Genomic DNA, 26,060 nt, shown 5'->3' with positions numbered 1-26,060 from the left:
TTCACATATTGCTAATGAAACGTATGAATATAAAAAAGCTAAAAAAGCAGTATCCTCTCTTGCTCATTACCGTGTTAATGCTCTCGGCTTGTAGCACCACGTCAGGGCTTCGCGACGACCAGCAGCTATACACAGGAATGCTGAAAACACAATATGATAACTACACCAAGAACAGCCATTTCTATAATGTACAAGAAGAGCTTGACCTTGTCCTTGCCTCTAAGCCTAACGGCTCTCTGCTTGGAAGCCCATCTATACGCTCGCCTTTCCCTATAGGGCTATGGATATGGAACGCCTTTGCTAACGACACCACACGCTTTAGCCGCTGGATAACAAAGGCTTTTGGTTCTACACCGGTAACATTAAGCACCGTAACACCAGAGCTTAGGGTGAAAGTGGGAGAGAATCTGCTTAACAAAAGAGGATATTTTGATGGTAAGATAACCTATGATGCTATACAGCAAAGCAATAAGAAGAAGGTAAAGCTAAGATATAACGTTAGCATGGGACGCTTGTGGACTATAGATAGCATAAGCTATACTAACTTCCCTGCTCAGATGAGCAAGCTCATAGCGGCAAGCCGTCAGCAGTCTGAAATAAAAAAAGGCTCTCCTTTCGATGTTGCTGCTTTAGAAAAAGAGCGACAACGCATCACACTGCTCTTTAAAGACAATGGTTACTACTATTACCAAAACAACAACGCAAGCTACCTTGCCGACACCGCCGAGGTGAGCGGCAGAGCTAACATTCGTCTTCAGTTAGCCGACTCTGTGAGCAGCAAAGCCTTACGACAGTGGCATATAGGAGATGTTACCATAAATCTGCGCCACGACTATCAAGAGCCCTTAGCTAAGCATAAGCACTACGGGAGCCTTACTATAAACTATAACGGTAAGCGTCCACAGCTACACCCACGCTTGCTATGTAGCGAGGTGGAGGATATGAAAAACGAAATATACAACTATGAGAAGATGCAGCGTTACAGGCAAAAGCTAAGCTCTACGGGTATCTTTCAGACGGCTGCCTTTACCTTTTCGCCAAAAGACGCTACAGATACCTGCAAGGTGCTTAACCTAAACGTAGACGCTGTATTTGATAAGCCATATAGCTTTTTTGTGGAAGCATACGGAAAGGGTAAGACAAATCAGCGTTACGGGCCAGAGCTTGTAGTGGGACTTACCAAGCGTAATGCCTTTAGAGCAGGCGAACTGCTTAACGTAAATGTGCATGGCTCTTATGCGTGGTCGACGGCTCGGAGTAACAGCAATGCCACTTTTAGCTTAGACAACTATGAGTATGGCTTGGAAACAAGCATACAATATCCACGCATCTTAACCCCTACATTTATAACCTTTGCTAAGAAAAGAGGTAAAAGGGCTTTCTTTTCCACACCATCTACTACGTTAAAGGCGTCTTTTGCCGTAATTAACCGTGCCGGATACTTTCGCCGTCATGTAGCTTCTGCCGATTTTACCTATCAGTGGCAACCTACCGAGCAAAGCATGTTTACCTTCTCGCCGCTTACCTTAACCTACGAATATATGAATGCTACCACAAAGGCATATACCAGCATGACAGACGACTTGCCATATCTTAAAATATCTATGGCTGACCAGTTTATACCTAAGATGCAATTCCAATACACCTATATGAGCAGTAGCAGCTATGCCAACCCTATAAAGTGGTGGACTACGGTGAGCGAGGCGTCTAACATACTCTCCTTAGGATATATGGCAGCAGGGAAGAGGTGGCAGCAGAGCAATAAAAAGATGTTTAAAAACCCGTATGCACAATTTGTTAAAGTGGAAACTAACTTTACTAAGACCTGGCAGCTGTCTAAGCTCTCTTCGCTTGCTGCCCATCTTAATGCAGGCATAATATGGGTATATGGCAACAGTGAGGCTGCTCCTTATACGGAACAGTTTTATATAGGCGGAGCTAACAGCATACGTGCCTTTAATGTGCGTGAGATAGGACCGGGCAGATACCGCTCTAAGTCGGTAGCCTCGTCTTATGTAGAGCAGACTGGGGACGTAAAGCTGCAGGCTAACATAGAGTATCGTCCTCACCTCTTTAGAGAGCTTTATGGGGCTATCTTCCTTGACGCGGGTAACGTATGGACCTTGCATAACGAGGCAGAACGCCCTTTGGGGCAGCTCCTCTTCCCTAATATGCTTACACAGATAGGTGTAGGCACAGGCGTGGGGCTTCGTTACGACATAGGCTATTTTATGATTAGGCTCGACTGGGGTGTAGGCCTCCATGTGCCTTACCCAACAGGTAAGGCAGGTTTTTATAACATCTCTTCTTTCCGTGATGCGCAAGCCTTACACCTTGCTATAGGCTTGCCCTTCTAAAACTCTCGCTTTCTTAAGCCTGCTCTATGTTAAAGCTCTACGCATAAGCAAAGATAAAGCGCAACGCCTTACGTATATCATTACGTGGCGTTGCGCTTTCTTTTCTTACCGCTTAGCTGCTTGCCTGATGTCAGCTGTTAGGGGTGTTGGGCTATTTTAGGGGGAAACCTTTTACTGATTGTTGAAGTGTCATTACTGCGCCATCAAGCTCTATGTGTATGTAAATCTTATCAAATTTTTTTCCCTTAGGAAGGTCTGGATATTTTTTTGGATTGAAAGTTAAGGTGAAATGCCCATTCTTATCGTTGCTATCAGGCTGCTTTATGTCTTCGACAACTACACTTCCTTCAGGTACTTTTACGTCTTTTTCACGCAGTATTTTTTCTCTGCCCTTTTTATCCTTACCTTTATAATAATGGTCATACGTAATTTTTACTATTCTAAACGTATGAGGTGCCACTATTAAAGGGGTAAATGTTTTACCGTCATGACCATCGTTTTTATCCGCTACGTATCGAGCACTGAATATAGTTAAGTGATATTTTGTAGTTCCTTCATTAGTTTTTTCTTCTTTATCTGCATCTGTTTTTAAATTAAATATTGTAGAACTTGTCACTATACTATTATCTTTTTTAATAAAATATAATAGTGGTTTCAAATCTTCCTGAGGAGGCTTAGCACCTATATTATATTTTTCTACCTGACCAGCTGTATATGGTTTGTCATCTTTTAATTTGAGAGGAATGGTTATCAGCTTTAGTGGAAGTCTAGAATCATGATAAATATTTCCATCAGCACCATATTTTTCATCTTTCTTTAAGACTACCTCTGCTATGGCGTCATCGCCTACCGGTTGTGGTATCATGAAGATGGTAAGATTGTCGTACTTGTTGCATGTTTTTAGCCCGGTAAACTGGGTTCTGTTTACCTGTGTAGTGGTGATGTTGCTTGTCTTAATAAACACATAGCTCTTCTCGCCAGAGGTTTCCCATGTGAAACGCTCTGCGTCAGTGGTCTTCGATAAGTCTACCTTGCAGGTACCTTTGGTATATAGACCTGTTAGGCGAATGCCCTCAATGGTGTAGCCAGTAGGTACGCGGTCGCCAATGGCAAAGTTGATAGCTGTAAGGGCATGATGCATGTTTACAATCTGTTCACCGTCTATCACGTCGTTTTTGCTGTTCTCACTTGTTATGGTAAACTCAGGAGCCTCACCTATCAGCAAGTCTTGTTGTGTAGACATGTCCTGTTGTAAGGCGTATGTAAGGGTGTATGTGTTATCGCCTGTCCTTGTAAAGGCGTTGTCCTCGAGCTTAGGATATACGGCAGCTATCTTTACCTTAGGCATGTTGTCCTTATATGTAGCCACTTTGCCGCCTACACGCACTATACCGTCTTTCTTCTCTGCGCTGCCGTTGTTAATAAAGTTAGGGTCTTTGCATATAGGATCATTATCTTTACGTGCATAGCCATATACACCAAAGGTAGCATTGTCTGCCATTTGTGATATTTCGTCGTACATAGTGCCTCGTGTGTGAGGTCCAAAGCTTAGCTTTACTATCTTAGAGCTCTCTGCTTTGTAGTCTTTAACATGAGTGCTATTATTATCGATATCTTGTGAGCAAGATGTTGTAATAGCTGCCAAACCCATTGTAAGGGCAGCGGTAATAGCCTTATAGCTTAAAAAAAAGTGTTTCATTTGCTTTAATAATGTTTTGTTACCGTGTGTGTGTTTTTATAAAAGATATTATGTTTTTAAGGGTTTTTTAGCCAGTCTGGGAGTTCATCTATCGCTTCTGACGTTCCGTTCGCGTCAGTCTCCTCAGGTTTTTCCCACGGATTTACTTTGAAGTTTTCTTTGTTTGTAAACCCAGAGCTACAAATTATCTGCATAGAGTCTTCCATTTTTAGAATTGTAGCGACTGGCTTTTCGTACATTTTTTTCATTACTTTTTCCTTTCTTGTTTGGCATCACGCGCCAAAACATATTAATTATTTTGATCTCTTTTTCCTTTTCAAAGGTAATACTTTTATTTCTAAAAAAGGCATATTCTCCCCCCCCCCCCCAAGAATTATATTTTTTTAAGATATTTGTTATATTTTCACCTAATTATTTGTTTTTTAGGCTGTTATTTATTGGTATAAAGGTAGGCGGAAAACTGAAAGGGAGGCTTATTTTTTATGTAAAGTAGGTAAGAAAGGGCATGGCTTTAGAAGCTATAAAATGTAATTTTTTTTCTATATATAATATAGCCTTTTTTGGTAAAAAGGAGATGATTGGGAAGGAAAAATAAATTATTTTTCTAACAAAAATAGGTTAAAAATACACTAAAAATAGCTTATTTTTCCCTCCTGTCTCTTATCTTTTCCTTTCTTTTCTGTCCTTTTTGTGTAGGCAAAAGCAGGTGTTTTGCTTTTGGATAGTAGTAAGGTAAGTTTTTTAATAGCCTATGCTTTATGGGGCTTTTAATAAGATGCTTGGCAGGCTATTCCTAACGATTTTACTCTTTCGCATATAGCGTCTAACTCTTCGTGTGAGGCTTTTCTTAGGTGCGATGCAGGTGTTTCGCGCTCTATGGTGTATATCATCACCTCGTTAGGGGCTATGGCTTTGACGGCTTCGAGCCATGGTGCAACGAATGTTTCAGAGGTGTTAGTAATGTTTTCCCCTTGGTCGTTATATCCTTTAAGGAACATGGTTTGTATTATCAGTTTCCCTTTAAAGGCTTTCATGTTTTCTATTGTTTTTTTTACGTTATAAGATGGTGCTGTGGGTCGGTCTACCTTTTTTATCCATTCGGTGTTAATGGTGTCGAGCTTTAAGATGTTGTTATCTACCATTCTTAATGCCTCGTGTACCTTTGGTCGGTGAATGAAAGTGGAATTGCTAAGGACAGATATTTTTGCCGTTGGGCAATATAAGTTTCTTAGGCTGATGGTGTCTTGTATAATCTCATAAAAGTGTGGGTGCGATGTAGGCTCTCCGTTGCCGGCAAAGGTTAGCACGTCAGGGGCGTAATTGTTAGCTTTCATTTCTTTTAGTTTCTCTTCGAGCTTTTCTGCCACTAATGCTCTTGGCGGGTGGGGTGATGAGGTGTGCCGCTGAGCATTATATCCACATTCGCAGTATATGCAGTCGAAGGTGCATATTTTGCCATCGGCAGGCAAGAGGTTTATGCCGAGCGAAATGCCTAATCGGCGGCTATGTACAGGTCCAAAGATGGGTGAGGGGTAAATAATAGTACTCATATTGCTTTGAAAAAATATTGTGTTGGCAAAGGTAATATAAATATGTTTTAAGACAAAAGGGTATGTTTATAATCTTTCCCTCAGAGTGAGCTTTTCTTATGAATAGCGTAAATAAAATATAAAATCTTTTGTCCTTATTTTATTTTCCAGTAACTTTGTAGAAAATTTGTTGTATTGTATTTTTTTTAATAATATGGTAAAAAAGCGAAAGCAAGTACGCAGGCAGCATAGCTTACAGGTTGTAACCCTTTGTATTAGTACTGCAATGGTGTTAATATTAATAGGAATGGTGGTACTTACGGTGTTTACCAGCAGCAATCTAAGCTCTTTTGTAAAGGAAAATCTTAGCGTTACAATGATTCTTCAGCCCGATATAGACGAGCAGGCAGCTGCTACTCTTTACGAGCAGGTTAAGGGCGAAAGGTTTACCAGTGTGGTTAATTATATAAGTAAGGAGCAAGCTTTGGCAGATGGTACGAGGGAGCTTGGTGCAAATCCTGCCGAGTTTGCAGGGCAAAACCCTTTTACCAGTGAGATAGATGTTAATCTTAAAGCCGATTATGCTAATAACGACTCTATAAGCTGGATATCAAAGCGTCTAAAGTCTTATCGTGGTGTTAGCGATGTTACTTATCGTCAAGACTTGGTAGAGAGTGTTAATAACACCTTGGGCAAGGTAGGTATAGTGTTATCGGTTATAGCAATACTTCTGACCATAGTGTCTTTTTCGCTTATAAACAACACTATTCGTCTAAGCGTTTATGCGCGTCGTTTTTCCATTCATACCATGAAGCTTGTGGGAGCCTCGTGGGGTTATATCCGTGCTCCTTTCTTAAAGCGTGCCATTATGCAGGGCTTTGTGTCTGCTTTGATAGCCATAGTGGTTTTAGGTGGCTGCGTTCTATCTTTGTATAGCTATGAGCCAGAGATAAGCAAGGTGCTTTCATGGGATACGTTAGTTGTTACGGCGCTTATAATGTTGTGCTTTGGCATTTTTATAGCTACGCTGTGTTCGGCATTGTCAGTTAATCGTTTCTTGCGTATGAAGGCAGGCGATTTATATAAAATATAGAAATAAGAATAAGACATTTTTTACAATATGGAAAAACAGAATTTTGCTTTCGATAAGGCTAATTTCATCTTGCTTGCTATAGGTGTGGCAATAGTGGTGATAGGCTTTATCTTAATGAGTGGAAGTGGTTCAGGTGAGCATTTTTTTAACGTTAGCATTTTCAGCTTCCGTCGCATCACGTTAGCTCCAATAGTAACCTTTATAGGTTTTGTTTCTATAATAGGTGCTATTTTGTATAAACCTAAAAAGCACAAAGAGCATTAATGACTATTTTTCAAACCATTATTATAGCTATCGTAGAGGGTATTACAGAGTTTTTGCCTGTATCATCTACAGGGCACATGATAATAACCCAAAGTCTTTTAGGTGTTAAGCAAGGCGATCCTTTTGTTCATGCTTTTACGTTCATAATACAGTTTGGTGCTATCTTGTCTGTAGTATGTTTGTATTGGAAACGTTTTTTTAGTTTTAAGCATGTATCGTGTGTCGATAAAGAAAGAGGGTCTTCATTATTGCGTTTCTTTAGGTTTTATTGGCTGCTTTTCATAGGCTGTCTTCCTGCAGGTGTGGTAGGCTTATTAGCTAAGAAGAGTGGTTTGCTCGATTGGCTATTAGATTCTGTCTCTGTGGTGGCAGTAACGTTAGTTTTAGGCGGTGTGTTTATGCTTTTTTGCGATAGGCTTTTTAATAAAGGTAAGCAAGAGAACAGGGTAAATGTAAGGCGTGCTTTTTGTATAGGTCTGTTCCAATGTTTGTCGGTTTTGCCGGGTATGAGCCGTTCTATGTCTACTATAGTGGGAGGTATGGCAAGCGGCTTGACGCGTAAGCATGCAGCAGAGTTTTCTTTTTTTGTAGCTGTTCCTTTAATGGCAGCTGCTACATTGCTCGATTTGTACGACTTGTTAAAGCATGGCACTCAGTGGGCTACCTTTCATAACCTTACCGTTTTAGCACTTGGGTGTGTAATAGCTTTTTTAGTAGCGTTACTGGCTATGAAGTGGTTTGTTAGTTTTCTTACAAAGTATGGTTTTCGTCTGTTTGGCTGGTATCGTATCATAGTGGGTGGTATTATCCTGATATTGTTAGCAATGGGTGTTAATCTTAATATGATAGAGTAAGAGTAATATTATTTGTTATCACCTTATAAGAAATATGAATTTTACAGAAGGGGTTATTATTCCGATAGATAAGCCGTATGGTATAACCAGTTTTAAGGCGTTGGCTCATATACGTTACCTTTGCAGTAAGGTAAATGATGGCAAGGTAAAAATAGGTCATGCAGGCACTTTAGATCCTTTAGCAACGGGGGTGTTGATACTTGCAACGGGTAGAAAGACAAAGCTCATAGAGTCTTTGCAGGCGCATACTAAGGAGTATGTAGCTACGTTGCAGTTAGGAGCTACCACTGATAGTTACGATATGGAGCATGAAGAGAACGAGAGTTTCCCAACAGCTCATATTACAGAGGAGCTTATAAGAGATGCTTTGCAGAGCTTTGTGGGCGAGATACAGCAGGTGCCGCCTACGTATAGTGCGGTGAAAGTGTCAGGACAGCGTGCTTACACTCTTCGTCGTGATGGTCAGCAGGTGGAGCTAAAGCCAAAAACGGTTCAGATAGATGAGATAGAATTACAATCATTCGATTCTTATAAGATGCAGATTACCATAAGGGTAGTTTGTGGTAAGGGTACTTATATTCGTGCTTTGGCACGCGACTTTGGTCGCTTTATACATAGCGGTGCTTATCTAAGGTCGTTGCGCAGAGTGCGGGTAGGTGCAATTAATATAGACGACTGTATCGATTATGACAATTTTGATAAGTGGTTAAGTAGTCAAACAATAGAAAAAGAATAAACAAAAGAATATGAAGCTTTCACAATTTAAATTCAGCTTACCAGAAGATCAGGTGGCTCTCTATCCACATTCTTCAGAGCGTATATTAAAACGTGCAGATGGTAGCGAGCAGAAGTTTACTGTAGTGCGTCGTGATGAGGGGAGATTAATGGTAGTTCATCGCAAGTCGGGCAAAATAGACATGTTTAAAGGCGAGGTTACAGGCGAGCCTAAGGAAGAGGATTATATACGTTTTCGCGATGTGCTCAACTATTTTGATGATGGCGATGCTTTTATCTTTAATGACACAAAGGTGTTTCCTGCCCGCTTATATGGCACAAAGGAAAAGACAGACGCCAAGATAGAGGTGTTCTTACTTCGTGAGTTAAACGCTGATATGCGCTTGTGGGACGTCCTTGTAGAGCCTGCTCGCAAGATACGTATAGGCAATAAGTTGTTTTTTGATGAATCGGGAACAATGGTTGCTGAGGTAATAGATAACACTACATCACGTGGCCGTACGCTACGCTTCCTTTATGATTGCGATCATGATGAGTTTAAGCGTGAGCTTTTCTCGCTTGGTGAGGCACCATTACCACGTTATATTATAGACAATCGTCCAAAGAAAGAGGGGGAAGACTTTGCCCATGCCACTGAGGACGATTTAGAATATTTCCAGTCGGTGTTTGCTAAAAACGAGGGTGCAGTGTCTGCTCCTGGCACTAATATCCACTTTTCAGAGCACATGATGAAGATGATGGAGATAAAAGGTATAAAGAGTGCTTTTATAACACTTCATTGTGCTTTGGGCAGTTTTCATGATATAGAGGTGGAGGATCTTACCAAACACAAGATGGATTCTGAAGAGATGCATATCAATGCAGAAGCCTGTGCTGTGGTAAATAGCACTAAGAAAGATGGTCATAAGGTATGTGCCGTTGGTGCAAGTGTGGTTAAGGCTTGCGAAACAGCAGTAGGTACGGACGGATTGTTAAAGGAATATGATGGCTGGACTAATAAGTTTATCTTCCCTCCTTACAAGTTTGGCTTGGCAGATTCCATGTTAGTAAACTTTTATCACCCTTATTCTGTTCTTTTAATGGAGACTGCAGCTTTTGGAGGTTATGATCTTATCATGCAGGCATACGATTTGGCTGTTAAGAACGGATATATGTTTGGCTGTTTTGGCGATTCTATGTTGATACTTGATGATTAAAACACATATAACATACCTTGCTTTAGGTACCAATCTTGGTGATAAGCAGGGGCTGATGTTTGCAGCTATAGACAAGATAAGTAAGAAGATTGGCGATGTTATCTGCCAATCTTCTTTTTATGAAACAAAGGCTTGGGGGTTTAAAAGCAAAAATACTTTTCTTAATGCTTGTGTAAAGGTAAAAACAAGTCTTTCCGTTTGGGAGGTATTGGCTGTAACACAGTCTATAGAAAGAGAGCTGGGGCGTATAAAAAAGTCGGTTAATGGGCAGTATTCTGACCGCACTATGGATATAGATATACTCCTTTATGATGATATAAATATTAACACTACAGCCCTCACCGTGCCTCATCCTAAGATGTATGAGCGCGACTTTGTCATGAAGCCTTTAAAGGAGATACAGCATAAAAGCTGAGCCGTCTGCCTGTTGTAAAGGAAATGTTTTCTTTTAAGGCATTATCTATAGCTTATTTCTTTTTGAGGTTTACAAATCTGAAAGCAGGGTGATCTTGGGTAGCTTTATGCTCTTCTACGAAAGTTTCTTTATATTGTGAGCGGTCGAATAGTGGGAAAAAGACATCAGCATGTTCTGGTGTTGCCTCTATTTCTGTCAGGTAAAGCTCTTTAGCTAAGGGCAAAGCCTTTTCATATACCGACACTCCTCCTAAGATAAAAACATGCTCATCTTCTTTGCATGATGAGAGTGCTTCTTCCAAAGAAGAATACACTTGGCAATTATGGAGATGTTTTTTTTCTCTGCTTAACACTATGTTACGGCGGTTGGGTAGTGCTCCTTTAGGTAGCGAATCGTATGTCTTACGACCCATGATAATGGTGTTTCCCGTTGTAAGAGCTTTGAACCGTTTAAGATCGTCCTTAATGTAATATATCAAATTGTTCTGATATCCTATGGCGTTGTTAGCTGCTATGGCAGCGATAATAGATATTTGCATGTTATAAGAGTGTAATGTTTTTTATGTATAGTAACTACTATCAAACAGCCACTGTGCCCGGAATGTGTGGGTAAGGGTTGTAGTCTTCTATCTTGAAATCGTCGTAATGGAAGCTAAAGAGATCCTTAACATCAGGGTTAATGATTATCTTTGGTAGTGGTCGAGGTGTGCGTGTGAGCTGTAGCTTTACTTGTTCGAGGTGGTTTAGATATATGTGTGTATCGCCTGTGGTGTGTATAAACTCGCCTACCTTTAACCCCGTTACTTGTGCCATCATGTGTAGTAAAAGCGAATATGAGGCTATATTGAATGGTACACCTAAGAAAGTATCAGCAGAACGTTGATATAGCTGTAGAGAGAGCTTACCTTCTGCAACATAAAACTGGAAAAGACAGTGGCAGGGAGGTAAAGCCATTTCGTCTACTTCGGCAGGGTTCCATGCCGTAACAAGCATTCTGCGTGAGGAAGGTGAGTGCTTTATCATATCTAAAACGTTTTTTATTTGGTCTATGCTTCCTCCTTTATAATCTGGCCATGAGCGCCATTGATGCCCATAAACGGGGCCAAGATCGCCATTCTCGTCTGCCCATTCGTTCCATATTTTTACACCATGTTCTTGTAGATACTTTACGTTAGTGTCTCCTTTAAGAAACCATAGTAGCTCGTATATTATACTTTTTAGATGTAGCTTTTTTGTAGTTAGCAAAGGAAAGCCATCTTCCATATTAAAGTGCATTTGATGTCCAAAGATAGAAAGAGTACCTACGCCTGTGCGATCTTCTCTCTTTACTCCTTCTTTTAAGATGCGTTTGAGCAGGTCTTGATATTGTTTCATTGTATGTTTTGTTATTAATGATACGTTATAAAATAATGTTAGGTTCCTTAGGAACGTATGTACTCCTTATTCTCCACTCTTGTGGATAGAGGTTGTTAGCCCTGTTTCCAAGGTTTTTGGCATACCCTAAGGGCTGGTTTTTATATGTTAGGAGTATTATTCCGTGAGGAATGTCATGGCTTAAAGTGATAGCTTCGCCTCTAAGATAGGCTATAGCGGTGTGATAGCTTACGTCTATAGTGGGGTAAAGGCTATTATCAGCATCTTTCATAAGAGCCTGACTAATATGAGGAATCTTATGTTTACCTTTCTCTTCAGGCTCATTAACGCCATAAGCTAATAGCTTTAGAGGTTTTAAAGCCTTACGAAAGTAGTCTTCTTGTAATAATGATATGTTATTAGAGGGTATAGGATTTAGTCCTGGTTTGGTCTTTTGAAGTAAGCAGATAAAGAGTCCTTCTCCAAGCGTTTTGCCAGGTAAGAAGCGGTAAACAGGGAATTGCTGTGCTGTGGAATCTGCTCCGTTAAGCGGATTTCCTATTAGAGAGCCTGTAATGTTCCATTCTTTTTCTGTGTGTATAGGTAATAGTTTTGCGCCTAATTCCTTTATTATCCACGCTACATTTTCCTCGTTTTCAAGTGAATTGAATGTGCAAGTGCTGTATATAAGGAAACCTCCTTCCTTAAGATTGTCCCAAATGTCTTTAATGATAGAGCGTTGTAGCTGGCAGCATTTCTTTACATTTTCCTTGCTCCAAGAGCTTATTGCTTTGGGATCTTTGCGGAACATACCCTCTCCAGAGCATGGAACATCGGCTATGATAATATCGAAAAGGAGCTTTGTCTTTTTAAAATCTTTAGGGAAATTATTAGTTACAGCTATTTGAGAATGTCCAAATTTCAGGATATTCTCTGATAGTATTTGTGCTCGTTTAGTAATAGGCTCATTGGCAATTAGCGTGCTTCCTATAGGAGAGGCTGACTGTGCGCATGTACTTTTACCACCCGGAGCAGCACATAGGTCGAGAGCTGTTACAGGATAGTGTATATATTGTCTTATGATATGGTCAATAAACATTGACGAGGCTTCTTGTACATAGTAGCTTCCAGCATGGAAAAGCGGATCGAAAGTAAACGTAGGGCGCTCCTTTAGGTAATATCCGTCTTTACACCAAGGCACGTTATTACTTACTAAATCCATATTTACAGCACATCGTTTAAAGGGGTTTATCCTAATACTTATAGGGCAATCTTCTTGCTTTAAGCCTTTTATTAGTGTGCGATATAGGTCTTCTCCCATTAAGATGCGTGTATATTCTTCAAAGTCTTTAGGAATGTTTATCATATCGTTAGTCGTTGAGTGTTATCTTTCTGTTACTATTGTCTGAAAGCACATCGCACACAATGGTGTTAATTTGTTCCTTTAGTTCGTTAATAAACATTGCTGCATCATATTTTTTAGCTTCTATATCACGAAGTTTTTTCTCCCATATTCCAGTAAGTTCTGCAGATGTTAAGAGCTTCTCTTTTATAGTATCAATGAGCGCTATACCTATGGGAGTAGCTTCGAGGTTTTTCCTTTTGCGTTTAATATAATGGCGTTTAAAGAGAGTTTCTATAATTCCTGCCCGTGAAGATGGGCGTCCTATGCCGTTTTCTTTTAGAGCTGCTCGTAGTGTATCGTCGTTTACTAACCTGCCCGCAGTTTCCATAGCACGGAGTAAAGAAGCCTCTGTGTAATGTTTTGGGGGCATAGTCTGTTTCTCTGTTAGGGTAGGTTTATGTGGTCCTTGTTCTCCTTTTGTAAATGTAGGTAATATTTTTTCTTCTACTTTATCTTTTGTATTATCATCGTTTTCGTCTTCCTTTTTATTATTATCTTCTTTGTTGTTTAAGGCGTAGCATACCCGCCAGCCTTGTTTGAGTATTTCTTTACCTGAAGTTTTAAATTCTATAGAGTTTACTTTACCAACGATGGTAGTAGTAGAGTATTTACATTCGGGGTAGAAAGCTGCAATAAAGCGTCGTGTAATGAGATCGAAAACGTTGCGTTCTGCATCTGATAGCCCCCGTGGGATAACTCCTGTAGGTATTATAGCATGGTGATCGGTAACCTTAGTGTTGTCGAAAACTCTTTTAGTCTTAGGCAAATCTTTTCCGCTTAGTGCTTTTACAAGCTCTTTGTAAGGTGCTATGTTTGCAAATTTAGTTTGGAAGATGCCATTCATTATTTGCGGACACTTTTTGTATATATCCTCCGATAGGTATTGTGTGTCTACGCGGGGATAGGTAGTAATCTTCTTTTCGTATAAAGACTGGATAAGATTGAGAGTCATTTCGGCAGAATAGCCATACTTTCTGTTGCAATCTACTTGCAGTGAAGTTAAGTCGTATAGTTGTTTAGGCTGTTCGGTTCCTTTTTTTTTGGTAATGTTAGTTACCTCAAAAGGTTTACCTTCTATGGTAGAAAACGCCTGTTCTCCTTCTTCTTTTGATGTAAACTTGCCTTTTGTTGCAGTAAAAAGCGTATTACGATATATCGTAGCAAGCACCCAAAAAGGTTGTGGCTTAAAATTGTTTATTTCCTTTTGTCGCTGTACAATTAGTGCAAGTGTAGGTGTTTGCACTCTTCCTATGGAAAGTACTTGGGGCTTTTTGCCATATTGATTATTGCCATATTTTATAGTATATAGCCGTGTAGCATTCATTCCTAAGAGCCAATCTCCTATGGCGCGAGCTAAACCTGCAAGGTAAAGTGATTGATATTGGTCTTGATTTCTCAGATTTTGAAACCCTTCGCGTATGGCCTCATCAGTCATAGATGATATCCATAAGCGCTTCACAGGGCATGTTACACCAGCTTTTTGCATTACCCATCTTTGTATAAGCTCTCCTTCTTGCCCTGCATCACCACAATTGATTATTTCTTCTGCGTTTTTATATAGCTTTTCTATAATGGAAAATTGTTTTTTTATTCCGTCATCTTCTATTAGTTTTATTCCAAACTTAGAGGGTATCATAGGTAAGGAACTCAGGTTCCAATGTTTCCACTTGTTATTGTAATCATTGGGTTCTTTCAGTTCGCATAGATGTCCGAAGGTCCACGTTACCTGATATCCATTACCCTCAAGGTATCCGTTTTTTAGTGTTGTAGCTCCTAAAATGCGTGCTATATCGCGTGCCACGCTTGGTTTTTCTGCTATGCAAACTTTCATTTTTTGTTTTATATCTTTTTCTGTTTTATATATAATAGTGTGTGAAAAGCAGTGAAATTTTCACGTTACAAAGATACAGAAATTATTTAAAGCTATAAAAGAAATAATATCTACATAATAATATAGGTTGTTTATATTATATGTTTTTTATAGGAAAGTCTCCACTTTTTTTATATTGTACGTAAGTGAAAAGCCATGTTTACCATATAGTTGATAGGTAAACATGGCTTGTTCTTTTATAAGTTTCTGCCGTGACAATGCTTAAATTTCTTACCACTTCCACACGGACATGGGTCGTTAGGACGTGGAGTCTTTTCTGCTATATATGGAGTACGAGTAACATTTTGTGCTCCCTGACGTGTGTCTTGTGAAGCGGCAGCTAATTGGTTTTCGTCTACAAGTTCTTCTTTTTGTTCAACATACTTTGGTGCTGGAGCCTCAGTGTTAGTGTTTTCTACTGGGGGTTCTCCTTGCATTTCTGGTATCTGACCACGCATTAAGACGCTTGCAGCTCTGTTATTAAGATCGTTAATCATATTGTCCCATAGCTTAACGCTTTCAAGTTTGAATATCAACAAAGGATCTTTCTGTTCGTAAGAAGCGTTTTGTACAGAGTGGCGCAGTTCGTCGAGCTGGCGTAGATTTTCTTTCCAATCATCATCAATGATATGTAGTAGTACGCTTTTCTCAAACTGTTTCACAACCGATTTGGCTTCTGTGTCGTATGCTTCTTTTAAGTCGCAAGGTATATTGTATACGCGTTTACCATCAGTAATAGGAACCATGATGCGTTGATAAATAGAGCCTTGGTTTTCATATACTTCTTTTATGATAGGCCATGCCACAGTCTGTATGCGTTCTGTCTTACGTTCGAAGGCTGCCATTGCTTGTTGGAAAGATTTCTCTGCAAGATCATCGTGGCGTATAGTGTTGAATTCTTCCTCTGTAAAAGGGCATTCTATAGACAAAATCTTTAAAAAGTCTTCTACGCAACCATCATACGTTTGGTTGTTAAGAGTGTTCACACATCTATCCCAGATGATGTTAGATATGTCCATACCTATGCGTTCTCCCATTAAGGCGTGGCGTCTTTTTTCGTATATTACAGTACGTTGTTTGTTCATCACATCATCGTATTCTAATAAACGTTTACGGATACCAAAGTTGTTTTCCTCTACTTTCTTTTGAGCGCGTTCTATGCTGTTAGAGATCATAGAGCTTTCTATGCGTTCACCCTCAGCGAATCCTAAACGGTCCATAACTTTTGCGATACGTTCTGACCCGAATAGGCGCATCAATTTGTCTTCGAGCGATACATAGAAGACAGAAGATCCTGGGTCTCCTTGACGTCCTGCACGACCACGAAGCTGCCTGTCTACACGTCTGCTCTCATGCCGTTCGGTACCAATGATAGCAAGTCCGCCAGCTTCTTTTACCTCTTGTGATAGCTTAATGTCAGTACCACGTCCTGCCATGTTAGTGGCTATGGTTACTGCTCCTAAACCATTAGTAGATCGACCAGCCTCTGCTACTATCTGAGCTTCTTTTAAATGTTGTTTAGCGTTTAGCACCTGATGAGGAATCTTACGCATATTAAGCATTTTGCTTAGAAGTTCGCTTATCTCTACCGACGTAGTACCTACTAAGGTAGGTCGTCCTGCATTGCGCATTTCGATAATTTCTTCTATAACAGCAGCATATTTTTCTCTTGCAGTTTTGTAGACACGGTCTTCTAAATCATGACGTGCTATAGGCCTATTAGTAGGTATTTCTACAACATCGAGCTTGTATATATCCCAAAATTCTCCCGATTCGGTTGATGCAGTACCTGTCATACCAGCGAGCTTGTGATACATACGGAAATAGTTTTGTAGCGTTATAGTAGCAAATGTTTGTGTAGCAGCTTCCACTTTAACGTGTTCTTTTGCTTCTACAGCTTGGTGTAAGCCATCGCTCCAGCGACGTCCTTCCATGATACGTCCCGTCTGTTCATCAACAATCTTTACTTCTCCGTTAAGTACGACATATTCATCATCTTTGTTAAACATGGTATAAGCCTTCAGCAATTGTTGCAGTGTGTGTACTCGCTCACTCTGAATGCCATAGTTATTCATTATGTCGTCTTTTTTGTCGATGTACTCTTGCTCGTTAATAACCTTGTCTTCTTTTTGTTTTTCAAGATCGGAAAGCTCGGTAGTTATGTCAGGTAAAACGAAGAGTTTAGCATCATTCACTTGTGTAGCTAACCATGCAGACCCCTTATCGGTAAGGTCGCACGAGTTCATCTTTTCTTCTGTTACAAAATAAAGAGGCTCTATAGCCTTGGGCATTTCTCGGTTGTTATTAGCCATGTAATACTCTTCTGTTTTGAGCATACCAGCCTTGATACCTTCTTCTGATAAGAATTTTATAAGAGCTTTGTTCTTAGGTAGTGCTTTATACGAACGGTAAAGAGCTAAGAACCCTTCTTCTAACATCTGCGAAGCCTCTTTTCCGTTAGGCATTTTCTGCCCTTTGCTTATTTTAGAACGTGCTTCTGATAGAAGTTCTGTAGCTTGTTTTCGTTGTACCTCGTATAGATTTTGCACTAAAGGCTGATACTCTTCAAACATCTGGTCATCTCCCTTAGGCACAGGACCGCTTATGATGAGAGGTGTTCGTGCATCGTCTATTAATACAGAGTCTACCTCGTCAACAATAGCATAGTTGTGCTGACGCTGAACAAGGTCGGTAGGTGATACAGCCATATTGTCGCGTAGATAGTCGAAACCAAACTCGTTGTTGGTACCAAAAGTTATATCTGCTTGGTAGGCTTGACGTCGTTCAGGAGAGTTTGGCTGTGTTTTATCAATACAGTCTACCGACAGTCCGTGGAATTCATATAAAGGCCCCATCCATTCAGAGTCGCGTTTTGCAAGATAGTCGTTTACAGTTACTACGTGTACGCCATTACCTGTTAGCGCGTTTAGGAATACGGGAAGAGTAGAAACAAGTGTTTTTCCCTCACCAGTAGCCATTTCAGCTATCTTTCCTTGATGAAGTACCGTACCTCCGAAAAGCTGTACATCATAGTGTATCATTTCCCATTTCAGGTCATTTCCTCCTGCTGTCCAATGGTTATGATAGTATGCTTTGTCGCCTTCTATAGAGATAAAGTCTTTTGTAGGGTCGGCAGCGAGGTTGCGATCAAAGTCGGTTGCTGTAACTATAGTTTCTTCGTTTTCAGCAAAGCGGCGTGCAGTATCTTTTACAATAGAGAATGCTACAGGCATTACCTCGTCGAGAGCAGCTTCGTAATTGTCGAGAGCTTCTTTTTCTAACTTATCTATTTGGTTAAAGATATTCTCACGTTCTTCTATTGGTGTGCCTTCTATGGTGGCACGTAGTTCTGCTATTTTCTCGCGTTGTTCTTTAGCTGCATCTTGTACAAACTGTTTTATTTCTTTTGTTTTAGCACGTAGCTCATCGTTGCTAAGTGCTTGTATCTCTGGGTAAGCCGCTTTTATCTTGTCTACAAGTGGCTGTATAAGTTTTAAGTCGCGTGAAGACTTATCTCCGAAAATGGCTTTTAATATTTTGTTAAAATTCATTACTTCTATGTTTTATTGTTATTTTATGGTATGCTCCTTTTGAAATATTTAAATATCAGAGCTTTACCTGTTGTTTTTAAAAGGTTACCTTTTGTAGTGTAAAAGGTTATCTTTTGCACAGTAAACTGTTATCCTTTATTTTTTGATATGTAATTGTAAAAAAAAATACTAACAGTTTGGACCTCTAATAAAAATAGGGTTTGTTATAGTTTTGTATGGTAAATTAGCCTTATTATTATTGATATTTAAGAGGCAACAATCTGTTATTTTTCCAATAATAGTTGTGTCTACTTGGCATATAAAGTATTTTTCTTGTATAGGCTGTGTTTTGTTATCTTTATGTTCTTCATATAGTAGCTTTATGATGTTGGTGATATTATCTTCTAAGTCTTTAAAGTCCTGATATGTATAAAGATTTTCTATAGCGGCATCGCCTAAAGTTGCTTTCAGTATAGCTTGGTAAGTTTGTGTTTCTACACCCGTAGCGGTTAACACTACGAGGAAAGCTGTTATATATTTATTCATTTTTGTAGACGACACTATTTTACCGTTTTAAGTTTGTTTTCGTGTTCAATTAATATATGTACTCCACAATTAAGGAGCAAGAATAATGCCACAATTATAGCAGGAGTGGGGTAATATTGTATAAACCCTATAAGAAGCCCTATTATAATAAGTATAGCCCATAGCTTCCACCAGATGTTTTTCTTTAGAGTTTTGTTTCTTTTTATAGTAGTATAAAGGAAGAAAAGAGGTAGTGGGTTAAAGATAAAGATAAGCCCATTAGCATTAACACAAGGGTGTTCTGAGAAAATCATGACAGTGAGAATTATCCCTATAATGCCTGTAAAAATCATTAGAAAAGAGTCCCAAAGCGATATTGCTATTACTTTTTTTACTTCGATGAGATTAATAATAAAAGTTATAATGATAAAGATTATAACACAAATCATCGGTGATGGTATAAAGTTGTCGCTAAAGCTAAAATCTGTTGTGTTTGTTTTGTGTGGTATAACACGTAGGAGCTTATTAGTTTTGCTTACTAAAGGCTTACCATCGTATGTAGCAGAAGCAAAATCGTGCATAAGGTTATCGGGCAAGAATTGTTGCTCTTGCCTGTTGGTAGGCTTGTCAGCTTTTACTCCAAGCAGCATATCATCACCAAGTTGTGCCCATTTATCTACATTATTATAACGATGAATAATATTTCTGAAACTAACGTTTTCTATATTCCTGTTATATTTTACTTTACCATTAAGGTTGTCTATAATAAGATCTCTTGCCTTGCTTGTACAGTTATTGTAAAAGAAGTTATATCTATAGGTTATGTTTTCAGGTAAGGTGTTTTTTATAAGAGCCTGTAAAATGGCTTCTTTGTCTTTGTCAGAAATGTTAAGAATTTGTTCTGTTATGCCTCTGCCCTCGTAAGCATATTCTTTCATAAAGATATTCATCGGAACAATTCCCATTTGATAATCGGTCTTTCCTAAAACAAAGCGAGGGATAAAATGGGGCTGATTAAAAGAAAACATGCCATAGTTTACCACAATGTCGAAATTATCATCGTAGGCATAAGCGTTATCTTCTTTAAACCGTATAGCAGTATGTCCAAACAATGCCCATATCTCTTTGCCGGGGGAGCATGTTAGCAATGATATTTGTAAAGTCTTAGGATTAAGATGTGAAGGCTCTACAATAGGCGTTTCTGCCCATGCTTGTAAAGATGCAAGTAAACTAATAATAAATATGTAAACGTAGCGACTTCTCATATTATTTGCAAAGGTAATAGAAAAAAGGGATTTGCCAAAGAAAGCTTTAAAAAAACAAATTATGCGGGTGTGTTTCTATTAACACCAAAAATTTTTAATAACTTTGTACCCTGTATATATTATAACGTGTAAATAACAAGCAGTCATAAGCATAATGAAAAAGATAATAGTATCAATTGTGATAGGCCTGTCATCAATGGTGGCATTTGCCCAAAGTAGTACAAACTCCCCATATAGTAGGTTTGGATTAGGAACAATATCGCCACTATCTACAAGTTTTAATCGTGGAATGGCAGGTGTTGCTTATGGCTTTCATGAACAAAATCAGGTAAATTATCAAAATCCGGCTTCGTATGCTTCTGTCGATTCGCTTACGTTTTTGTTTGATGCAGGTTTAGGTTTACAGCTTACTAACTTTGAAGAGGGAGGTGTAAAACGAAGTGCACAGAATGCTAATTTTGAGTATGTTGTCTCGTCGTTTCGCCTTTTTAAGCATTTTGGTGTTAGCTTTGGGCTATTACCTTATACTAATATAGGTTATAATTATAGTATAACATCAAATGTGAATGATTCTCCAAGCACATCGTCTCCTGATGTTACTTATACTAATATATATAGTGGAAGTGGTGGTCTTCACCAGATATACTTAGGAGCGGGCTATTCGCCTTTATCTAATCTCTCTATAGGTTTTAATATTGCTTATCTTTGGGGAGATTTGCAGCATAGAATAGATAATACTTATAGTGAAGGAAGTATCAACACCTTGTCGAAGGTTTATAATACTACGGTTAGAAGTTATAAGGCAGACTTTGGTATACAGTATACTTTCCCTTTGAAAAATAAAGATGAGTTTACCTTTGGAGCTACATACTCTTTTGGACATAAGCTGAAAGGAAATCCAGAATGTTTATTAATATCAACTAATCCTCAGACAAGCGTTTCGGACAGTATTACTTATAGAGCAAATGGAGAACTTAAGTTGCCTCACGTCTTTGGAACAGGTATAATGTATAATCATCATAACAAGTTAAAAATGGGAGTTGATTATCAGTTTCAGAAATGGAGTAGCTTAGAAATGCCACAGCTTGTTGGTAAAGGAAAGGAAAGAAGGTATGATATGGTAAGAGATTTGTATAAGAATCGTCATAAAGTATCTCTTGGTGCAGACTATACTAATGGAGATCAATATAGTAAATATATTAATCGTATGCATTTTCGCGCAGGAGTTAGTTATGCAATGCCTTATTTTAAGATAAATGGTCATGATGGACCTAAAGAGTTTGCTGCTACTATTGGTGTAGGCTTACCTTTAACGAGTGGATATAGTCGTTATAGTATGCTTAATGTTAGTGCAGAGTGGGTTAATCAGAGTGTTATGGGAATGGTAAAGGAGAATATGTTTCGTATTAACGTATCTCTAACGTTTAATGAGCGTTGGTTTGCTAAGTTTAAGGTAGAATAAAGGATCGATGAAAAGCTCTTTCTGTTATTCTGTAGTTGTTATATTTGCCTTATTAGGTTCTTATGCTTTATTATGCTCATGTAATAAAGGACAGGAGCATATAGCCCCTGCTATACATCAACGGGACTCAGTAGCAGTAATGACTACTTATGGTGTAAATACTCTTATATCCGATTCAGGGGTTATAAAATACCGTATAGTAACAGAAGAGTGGGAGGTAAATCAAAATAAAAAGCCTTCACGATGGACTTTTAATAAAGGTATTTTGCTAACACAGTTTGATTTAAAGAAGCATGTAGTAGGATATATTCAGAGCGATACAGCAGTGTATTACGATGAGTTGCAGCGTTGGGAGCTTCGTGGGCGTGTACGTGTGCTTACTGCAAACGGACTTATTTTTAGAAGTAATCAGCTTACTTGGGACGAACGCGACCATCTTCTATGGTCGCATACTCATTCTTATTTGCGCACGCCGGATAAAGAAATGGAGGGCTCGTGGTTTAAGAGCGATGAGCAAATGATAGATTATGAAATTAGAAATCCAAAAGGCTGGAGTGTCTTTTCGGAGCCTAAAGATGATGGCGAGGCAACGACACCTACTCCTGCTTTTGCTCCTATAGATACTTTACATCGAGATAACTTTAAGGGTCCGGTGTATAATAAATAAAAAAACTAAAAAAGTGACTATAAACTCTATTATAGGAATTGTCATAACAATGGTGTTATCTGCATTTTTTTCAGGAATGGAGATAGCCTTTGTGGCAAGTAATCGTATGCTTGCCGAAATGGATAAAGAAAGGAATGGGTTAGCACAGAGATGTCTTTCTCAGTTCTATAAAAACCCAAATGGCTTTGTTTCTACTATGCTTGTAGGAAATAATATTGTTTTAGTTATATATGGTATCTTATTTGCAAAGATATTTGATGCCACATTATTTTCTTCTTTTGAGCCTGCTACACGCGTCTTTTGTGATACATTGTTATCAACAATGGTAATATTATTTACAGGCGAGTTTTTACCTAAGTCGTTATTTAAGAGTAATCCTAATCGTTTACTTACTTTTTTTGCGCCATTAGCTTATCTTTTTTTTATTATCCTTTGGCCCATAAGCAGGTTTGCTACTTTTATAGCAAAGATATTTTTGAGGCTGTTAGGTGTCAAAATGAATGAGGAGAGGAGTAGTGAAACCTTTTCAAAAGTGGATCTTGATTATCTTGTACAAAGTTCTATAGATAATGCAAAAAGCGAAGATGATATAGAAGAAGAGGTGAAGATATTTCAAAACGCTTTAGATTTTTCTGAAATAAAAGTACGCGACTGTATGGTTCCTCGTACAGAGATTAATGCAGTAGAGGAAAATTGTACAACAGAAGAGCTTTTGCAACGTTTCATAGAAAGTGGTAATTCTAAGATATTAGTTTATGTAGAAGATATAGATCATATAAAAGGTTATATTCATTCTTCAGAGCTTTTCCGTCATAAACAAAGTTGGCAGGAACATATTCTTGAAATGCCTTTTGTACCAGAAACAATGACTGCTCAAAATTTGATGAAGATTTTTCTACAACAGAAGAAAAGTTTAGGGGTGGTAGTTGATGAGTTTGGTGGTACAAGTGGTATAGTATCTTTAGAGGATATAGTAGAAGAGATCTTTGGAGATATAGAAGATGAGCATGATAATGCTAAGTATATAGCAAAAGATTTGGGTAATGGAGAGTATTTATTGTCGGCTCGTCTTGAGATAGATAAGGTGAATGATCTGTTTAATATTAATCTTCCAGAGAGTGATGAGTATATGACATTAAGCGGATTGCTTCTACATACATATCAAAGTTTTCCAAAATTAAATGAGGTAATAAAGGTGGATAATTATGAATTTCGTATTATAAAAAAGACAATGACAAAGATAGAACTTGTTAAATTAAAAGTATTATCTAAAGATTAAATACATCAGAAATTATGTTAATTGTATTTTTGTTTGTATTTTTGTAGGCAATTTTTAAAAATGATAATAATTAAGAAATAAAATAAATATATAAAATGGCAGTATTAGGTAAAATTAGAAGTAAAGGAACTTTACTTATGATCGTTATCGGCTTGGCTTTGCTTGGTTTTCTTGTAGAGGAAGGAGCACGATCTTGTTCCGGTTTGAAAAACGAGCAACGTTCGCAAGTAGGAGAAATTCTTGGTGAAAAGATTAGTAATCAGGATTTTCAGAAATTAATAGATGAATATCAGTCGGCTATTAAGCTAACTATGCAGCGTGATAACTTATCAGAACAAGAGCTTAATCAGGTAAAAGATCAGGTATGGCATCAGCTTGTTAGTAATCGTGTATTAGAGGCAGATGCTAAGAAGGTAGGATTAACAGTAACAGAGCAAGAAATACAGAATGTGCTCAGTGATGGTACTAATCCTGCTTTAGCGCAAACCCCTTTTGTAAATCAGCAGACGGGGCGTTTCGATGTTAATATATTAAAACAGTTTCTTGATAGTTATAATAAAGCAAAAGATACTAATTCTCCACAGTTAGAGCAGATGCAGAGCATTTACAACTATTGGTTGTTTGTAGAGAAGAATCTTCGTTCGCAGCTTCTTGGTCAGAAATATCAGAGCTTGCTTGCCTCTTGTGTGCTTTCTAATAAGGTTGAGGCTAAGTTAGCTTTTAAAGATAATAATGAAGAAGCTCAGATACAGCTTGCTACACTTCCTTATAGCAGTGTAAAAGATGCCGATATAAAAATATCTGATGATGATTTAAAGGCAAAGTATGATGAGCTAAAGGGTATGTTCCGTCAGGCAGTAGAAAGTCGTGATGTTAAGTATGTAGATGTTCAGATTAAGGCAAGTGCAGCCGATCGTAGAGCTATAATGAATAATATGAATAGTTTGCAAAAAGAATTATCTACAACTACCGATGTTTCTTCTGTTGTAAGTAAGAGTGGTAGCATAATACCTTATCTTGATGTTCCTGTAAGTAGTAAGGCTTATCAGCAATATCCTGACATAGCTTCTAAGATAGAAACTTTAGATGTAGGTACAACAGGAGTTACTGAAAACACTCAAGATAATACCTTAAATGTTATCCGTGTTCTTTCTAAAGAGCAATTGCCAGACTCTGTAGAGTTCCGTCAGATACAGGTTGTAGCAAACACTCCAGAAGAATCTAAGGTAAAGGCAGACTCTATACAAAAGGCTTTGGCAGGAGGAGCTGATTTTGTTACTATTGCTAAGCGTTATGGTCAGACAGGTGCAAAGGCATGGCTCACAGGTCAGCAATATGAATCTGCTCCAAGTATAGGACAGGATAATCGTACTTTTTTACTGTCATTGTTAAAGGGAGAGGTTAATGCTATCCAAAACGTAGCTTTGACACAAGGAAACGTTATTGTAGAAGTTCTTGAAAAACGAGCAATGACAACTAAGTCGGTTGCTGCAGTTATAAAGAAAGCTATTGATTTCTCAAAAGAAACTCGAGGTATAGCATATAATAAATTCTCTGAATTTGTAGCGAAAAGTACTACTTTAGCAGATCTTCAAAAGAATGCTGGTAGATATGGTTATTTAGTAAAGGACTTGAAAGGTATAACCACAGCAGAGCATTATGTGGCAGGTATCCGTGGCACACGAGATGCTTTGAAATGGATCTTTGAGGCTAAGCAAGGGGATATTTCACCTCTTTTTGAAGTAGGGGATAATGATCACATGTTGGTACTTGTTCTGAACGGGATTCATGAGCAGGGTTATCGTCCATGGAATGATGCTGAGGTGAAAGAAATTCTAAAGCGTGAAGTAATGAAAGATAAGAAAGCTGAAGTTCTAATGGCAAAATTAAAAGGTGTAAAGTCTATAGCTGCAGCTCAAGCTAAGGGAGCTAAAGTATCTATAGTTAACCAGATTACTTTTGCATCACCAGCATTTATTCAGTCGGTAGGTGCTGTTGAGCCAGCGCTTTCTGGTGCCGTAGCAGCTACAGAGCAAGGCAAGTTCTCTAAAAAACCAGTAAAGGGTAATGCTGGGGTATATGTTTTCCAAGTATTAAAGAAAGCTATGCGAGCAGGGTCTAAGTTTAATGAGGCACAGCTTGAGCAGCAGTTATCTCAGCAGTCAATGCAAATAGTAGGCGGTTTTATGCAGGATTTAGTGCTTAAAGCTCATGTTGTAGATAATCGCTATTTATTCTTCTAATATAAATAATTTACTGATATTATATAAAAAGAGCCGTTCTTATAACAAGAGCGGCTATTTTATTTTATAATTAAAGGTATACTTAAAAGCAAAGTTTCTGTTTAACAGAATACTAAGAGAAGTACGGTGTGGAAAAGTTAGTTTTACTGTAATAAAATAAGAGTTATTCAAAGTTTAGCTTAAATTTGGTATCTATGGGTTTATTTTATAATATTTTCTATCTAAGTTTTTTTTGTTTTTTTCTTATAGCTTTCACTATATAATATAATTTATATTGGTATCTTTGCAACAAATATCGTAGAATTAATAAAATAAGATAG

General features: G+C 38.4%; 21 protein-coding genes. 11 read left to right on the top strand and 10 right to left on the bottom strand.

What is annotated here, in order from left to right; translation table 11 throughout:
• Positions 1–14: 14 nt before the first annotated feature.
• On the top strand, positions 15–2,357 hold the full coding sequence (tamL, locus tag HMPREF9018_RS05780) for a translocation and assembly module lipoprotein TamL (protein WP_008449242.1): 2,343 nt from the start codon (positions 15–17) through the stop codon (positions 2,355–2,357).
• A 151-nt stretch (positions 2,358–2,508) separates the two neighbouring features.
• Here tamL and HMPREF9018_RS05775 read toward each other — a convergent pair whose 3' ends face one another.
• The 3 genes from HMPREF9018_RS05775 to HMPREF9018_RS05765 all read right to left on the bottom strand — a co-directional run bounded on the left by HMPREF9018_RS05775 (position 2,509) and on the right by HMPREF9018_RS05765 (position 5,606).
• Entirely contained in the window at positions 2,509–4,056 is a 1,548-nt protein-coding gene (locus HMPREF9018_RS05775) for a hypothetical protein (RefSeq protein WP_008449344.1), read from the bottom strand.
• Between the two features lie 56 nt (positions 4,057–4,112).
• Positions 4,113–4,304 carry a hypothetical protein gene (locus HMPREF9018_RS05770; RefSeq protein WP_100067228.1) on the bottom strand — a complete coding sequence of 64 codons (192 nt, stop codon included), beginning with the start codon at positions 4,302–4,304 and terminating at the stop codon, positions 4,113–4,115.
• 519 nt (positions 4,305–4,823) lie between these two features.
• Positions 4,824–5,606 carry a radical SAM protein gene (locus HMPREF9018_RS05765; RefSeq protein ID WP_008449330.1) on the bottom strand — a complete coding sequence of 261 codons (783 nt, stop codon included), beginning with the start codon at positions 5,604–5,606 and terminating at the stop codon, positions 4,824–4,826.
• A 193-nt stretch (positions 5,607–5,799) separates the two neighbouring features.
• Here HMPREF9018_RS05765 and HMPREF9018_RS05760 point away from each other — a divergent pair, with 193 nt between their 5' ends.
• The 6 genes from HMPREF9018_RS05760 to folK are packed head-to-tail and all read left to right on the top strand — an operon-like array spanning position 5,800 to position 10,142.
• Complete coding sequence (locus HMPREF9018_RS05760; RefSeq protein WP_008449327.1) at positions 5,800–6,678, top strand: cell division protein FtsX; 879 nt, start codon at positions 5,800–5,802, stop codon at positions 6,676–6,678.
• Between the two features lie 27 nt (positions 6,679–6,705).
• Positions 6,706–6,942, top strand: coding sequence for a DUF3098 domain-containing protein (locus HMPREF9018_RS05755; RefSeq protein WP_008449341.1), 237 nt, complete (start codon positions 6,706–6,708; stop codon positions 6,940–6,942).
• Positions 6,942–7,796: an undecaprenyl-diphosphate phosphatase gene (locus HMPREF9018_RS05750; RefSeq protein WP_008449288.1), complete on the top strand. Its 855-nt coding sequence runs from the start codon at positions 6,942–6,944 to the stop codon at positions 7,794–7,796. The genes HMPREF9018_RS05755 and HMPREF9018_RS05750 overlap by 1 nt, the downstream gene beginning before the upstream one ends.
• Before the next feature lie 34 nt (positions 7,797–7,830).
• Complete coding sequence (gene truB, locus HMPREF9018_RS05745) at positions 7,831–8,532, top strand: tRNA pseudouridine(55) synthase TruB (RefSeq protein WP_008449368.1); 702 nt, start codon at positions 7,831–7,833, stop codon at positions 8,530–8,532.
• A gap of 10 nt (positions 8,533–8,542) precedes the next feature.
• Positions 8,543–9,727 carry an S-adenosylmethionine:tRNA ribosyltransferase-isomerase gene (locus tag HMPREF9018_RS05740; RefSeq protein ID WP_008449257.1) on the top strand — a complete coding sequence of 395 codons (1,185 nt, stop codon included), beginning with the start codon at positions 8,543–8,545 and terminating at the stop codon, positions 9,725–9,727.
• Positions 9,720–10,142, top strand: a complete 423-nt coding sequence (folK, locus tag HMPREF9018_RS05735) for a 2-amino-4-hydroxy-6-hydroxymethyldihydropteridine diphosphokinase (RefSeq protein ID WP_008449363.1) — start codon at positions 9,720–9,722, stop codon at positions 10,140–10,142. Before HMPREF9018_RS05740 ends, folK begins: the two co-directional genes overlap by 8 nt.
• A 52-nt stretch (positions 10,143–10,194) precedes the next feature.
• Here the strand turns inward: folK and HMPREF9018_RS05730 are convergent, their stop codons facing one another.
• The 7 genes from HMPREF9018_RS05730 to HMPREF9018_RS05700 all read right to left on the bottom strand — a co-directional run bounded on the left by HMPREF9018_RS05730 (position 10,195) and on the right by HMPREF9018_RS05700 (position 20,089).
• Positions 10,195–10,680: a dihydrofolate reductase gene (locus tag HMPREF9018_RS05730; RefSeq protein ID WP_008449220.1), complete on the bottom strand. Its 486-nt coding sequence runs from the start codon at positions 10,678–10,680 to the stop codon at positions 10,195–10,197.
• A 40-nt stretch (positions 10,681–10,720) separates the two neighbouring features.
• On the bottom strand, positions 10,721–11,515 hold the full coding sequence (locus HMPREF9018_RS05725) for a thymidylate synthase (RefSeq protein ID WP_008449336.1): 795 nt from the start codon (positions 11,513–11,515) through the stop codon (positions 10,721–10,723).
• A 25-nt stretch (positions 11,516–11,540) separates the two neighbouring features.
• Positions 11,541–12,860 (bottom strand): methyltransferase RsmF C-terminal domain-like protein, encoded by a 1,320-nt coding sequence (locus HMPREF9018_RS05720; protein ID WP_008449293.1) that lies wholly within the window; start codon positions 12,858–12,860, stop codon positions 11,541–11,543.
• A 4-nt stretch (positions 12,861–12,864) separates the two neighbouring features.
• Positions 12,865–14,730 carry a DNA topoisomerase 3 gene (locus HMPREF9018_RS05715; RefSeq protein WP_008449295.1) on the bottom strand — a complete coding sequence of 622 codons (1,866 nt, stop codon included), beginning with the start codon at positions 14,728–14,730 and terminating at the stop codon, positions 12,865–12,867.
• A 236-nt stretch (positions 14,731–14,966) separates the two neighbouring features.
• Positions 14,967–18,320: a preprotein translocase subunit SecA gene (gene secA, locus HMPREF9018_RS05710; RefSeq protein WP_008449235.1), complete on the bottom strand. Its 3,354-nt coding sequence runs from the start codon at positions 18,318–18,320 to the stop codon at positions 14,967–14,969.
• 168 nt (positions 18,321–18,488) lie between these two features.
• Positions 18,489–18,845, bottom strand: a complete 357-nt coding sequence (locus HMPREF9018_RS05705) for a hypothetical protein (RefSeq protein WP_019035607.1) — start codon at positions 18,843–18,845, stop codon at positions 18,489–18,491.
• Between the two features lie 14 nt (positions 18,846–18,859).
• Positions 18,860–20,089 carry a lipoprotein N-acyltransferase Lnb domain-containing protein gene (locus HMPREF9018_RS05700; protein ID WP_008449309.1) on the bottom strand — a complete coding sequence of 410 codons (1,230 nt, stop codon included), beginning with the start codon at positions 20,087–20,089 and terminating at the stop codon, positions 18,860–18,862.
• A gap of 154 nt (positions 20,090–20,243) precedes the next feature.
• Between HMPREF9018_RS05700 and HMPREF9018_RS05695 the strand changes: the two genes are divergently transcribed.
• The 4 genes from HMPREF9018_RS05695 (at position 20,244) to HMPREF9018_RS05680 (ending at position 25,740) form a co-directional block, all read left to right on the top strand.
• The gene (locus HMPREF9018_RS05695) at positions 20,244–21,551 is read left to right on the top strand and encodes an outer membrane protein transport protein (protein ID WP_008449355.1); all 1,308 of its coding nucleotides are present in this window, start codon (positions 20,244–20,246) and stop codon (positions 21,549–21,551) included.
• A gap of 7 nt (positions 21,552–21,558) precedes the next feature.
• Positions 21,559–22,218 (top strand): LPS export ABC transporter periplasmic protein LptC, encoded by a 660-nt coding sequence (lptC, locus tag HMPREF9018_RS05690; RefSeq protein WP_008449370.1) that lies wholly within the window; start codon positions 21,559–21,561, stop codon positions 22,216–22,218.
• Between the two features lie 13 nt (positions 22,219–22,231).
• On the top strand, positions 22,232–23,497 hold the full coding sequence (locus tag HMPREF9018_RS05685) for a hemolysin family protein (RefSeq protein WP_008449320.1): 1,266 nt from the start codon (positions 22,232–22,234) through the stop codon (positions 23,495–23,497).
• A 95-nt stretch (positions 23,498–23,592) separates the two neighbouring features.
• Positions 23,593–25,740, top strand: coding sequence for a peptidylprolyl isomerase (locus HMPREF9018_RS05680; RefSeq protein WP_008449271.1), 2,148 nt, complete (start codon positions 23,593–23,595; stop codon positions 25,738–25,740).
• Positions 25,741–26,060: the final 320 nt, after the last annotated feature.

Origin of the sequence: Prevotella amnii CRIS 21A-A, from assembly GCF_000177355.1 — a bacterium.
Lineage (GTDB): Bacteria > Bacteroidota > Bacteroidia > Bacteroidales > Bacteroidaceae > Prevotella > Prevotella amnii.
This window is presented reverse-complemented; position numbering and strand designations above follow the sequence as displayed.

Coding starts and splice junctions, on each gene's coding strand:
- HMPREF9018_RS05750 (WP_008449288.1), top strand. CDS start 6,942: ATGACTATTTTTCAAACCATTATTATAGCTATCGTAGAGGGTATTACA.
- HMPREF9018_RS05760 (WP_008449327.1), top strand. CDS start 5,800: ATGGTAAAAAAGCGAAAGCAAGTACGCAGGCAGCATAGCTTACAGGTT.
- HMPREF9018_RS05700 (WP_008449309.1), bottom strand. CDS start 20,089: ATGAGAAGTCGCTACGTTTACATATTTATTATTAGTTTACTTGCATCT.
- secA (WP_008449235.1), bottom strand. CDS start 18,320: ATGAATTTTAACAAAATATTAAAAGCCATTTTCGGAGATAAGTCTTCA.
- HMPREF9018_RS05740 (WP_008449257.1), top strand. CDS start 8,543: ATGAAGCTTTCACAATTTAAATTCAGCTTACCAGAAGATCAGGTGGCT.
- folK (WP_008449363.1), top strand. CDS start 9,720: ATGATTAAAACACATATAACATACCTTGCTTTAGGTACCAATCTTGGT.
- HMPREF9018_RS05715 (WP_008449295.1), bottom strand. CDS start 14,730: ATGAAAGTTTGCATAGCAGAAAAACCAAGCGTGGCACGCGATATAGCA.
- HMPREF9018_RS05775 (WP_008449344.1), bottom strand. CDS start 4,056: ATGAAACACTTTTTTTTAAGCTATAAGGCTATTACCGCTGCCCTTACA.
- truB (WP_008449368.1), top strand. CDS start 7,831: ATGAATTTTACAGAAGGGGTTATTATTCCGATAGATAAGCCGTATGGT.
- HMPREF9018_RS05755 (WP_008449341.1), top strand. CDS start 6,706: ATGGAAAAACAGAATTTTGCTTTCGATAAGGCTAATTTCATCTTGCTT.
- HMPREF9018_RS05730 (WP_008449220.1), bottom strand. CDS start 10,680: ATGCAAATATCTATTATCGCTGCCATAGCAGCTAACAACGCCATAGGA.
- HMPREF9018_RS05725 (WP_008449336.1), bottom strand. CDS start 11,515: ATGAAACAATATCAAGACCTGCTCAAACGCATCTTAAAAGAAGGAGTA.
- HMPREF9018_RS05765 (WP_008449330.1), bottom strand. CDS start 5,606: ATGAGTACTATTATTTACCCCTCACCCATCTTTGGACCTGTACATAGC.
- HMPREF9018_RS05680 (WP_008449271.1), top strand. CDS start 23,593: ATGGCAGTATTAGGTAAAATTAGAAGTAAAGGAACTTTACTTATGATC.
- HMPREF9018_RS05705 (WP_019035607.1), bottom strand. CDS start 18,845: ATGAATAAATATATAACAGCTTTCCTCGTAGTGTTAACCGCTACGGGT.
- HMPREF9018_RS05720 (WP_008449293.1), bottom strand. CDS start 12,860: ATGATAAACATTCCTAAAGACTTTGAAGAATATACACGCATCTTAATG.
- HMPREF9018_RS05695 (WP_008449355.1), top strand. CDS start 20,244: ATGAAAAAGATAATAGTATCAATTGTGATAGGCCTGTCATCAATGGTG.
- HMPREF9018_RS05770 (WP_100067228.1), bottom strand. CDS start 4,304: ATGAAAAAAATGTACGAAAAGCCAGTCGCTACAATTCTAAAAATGGAA.
- tamL (WP_008449242.1), top strand. CDS start 15: ATGAAACGTATGAATATAAAAAAGCTAAAAAAGCAGTATCCTCTCTTG.
- lptC (WP_008449370.1), top strand. CDS start 21,559: ATGAAAAGCTCTTTCTGTTATTCTGTAGTTGTTATATTTGCCTTATTA.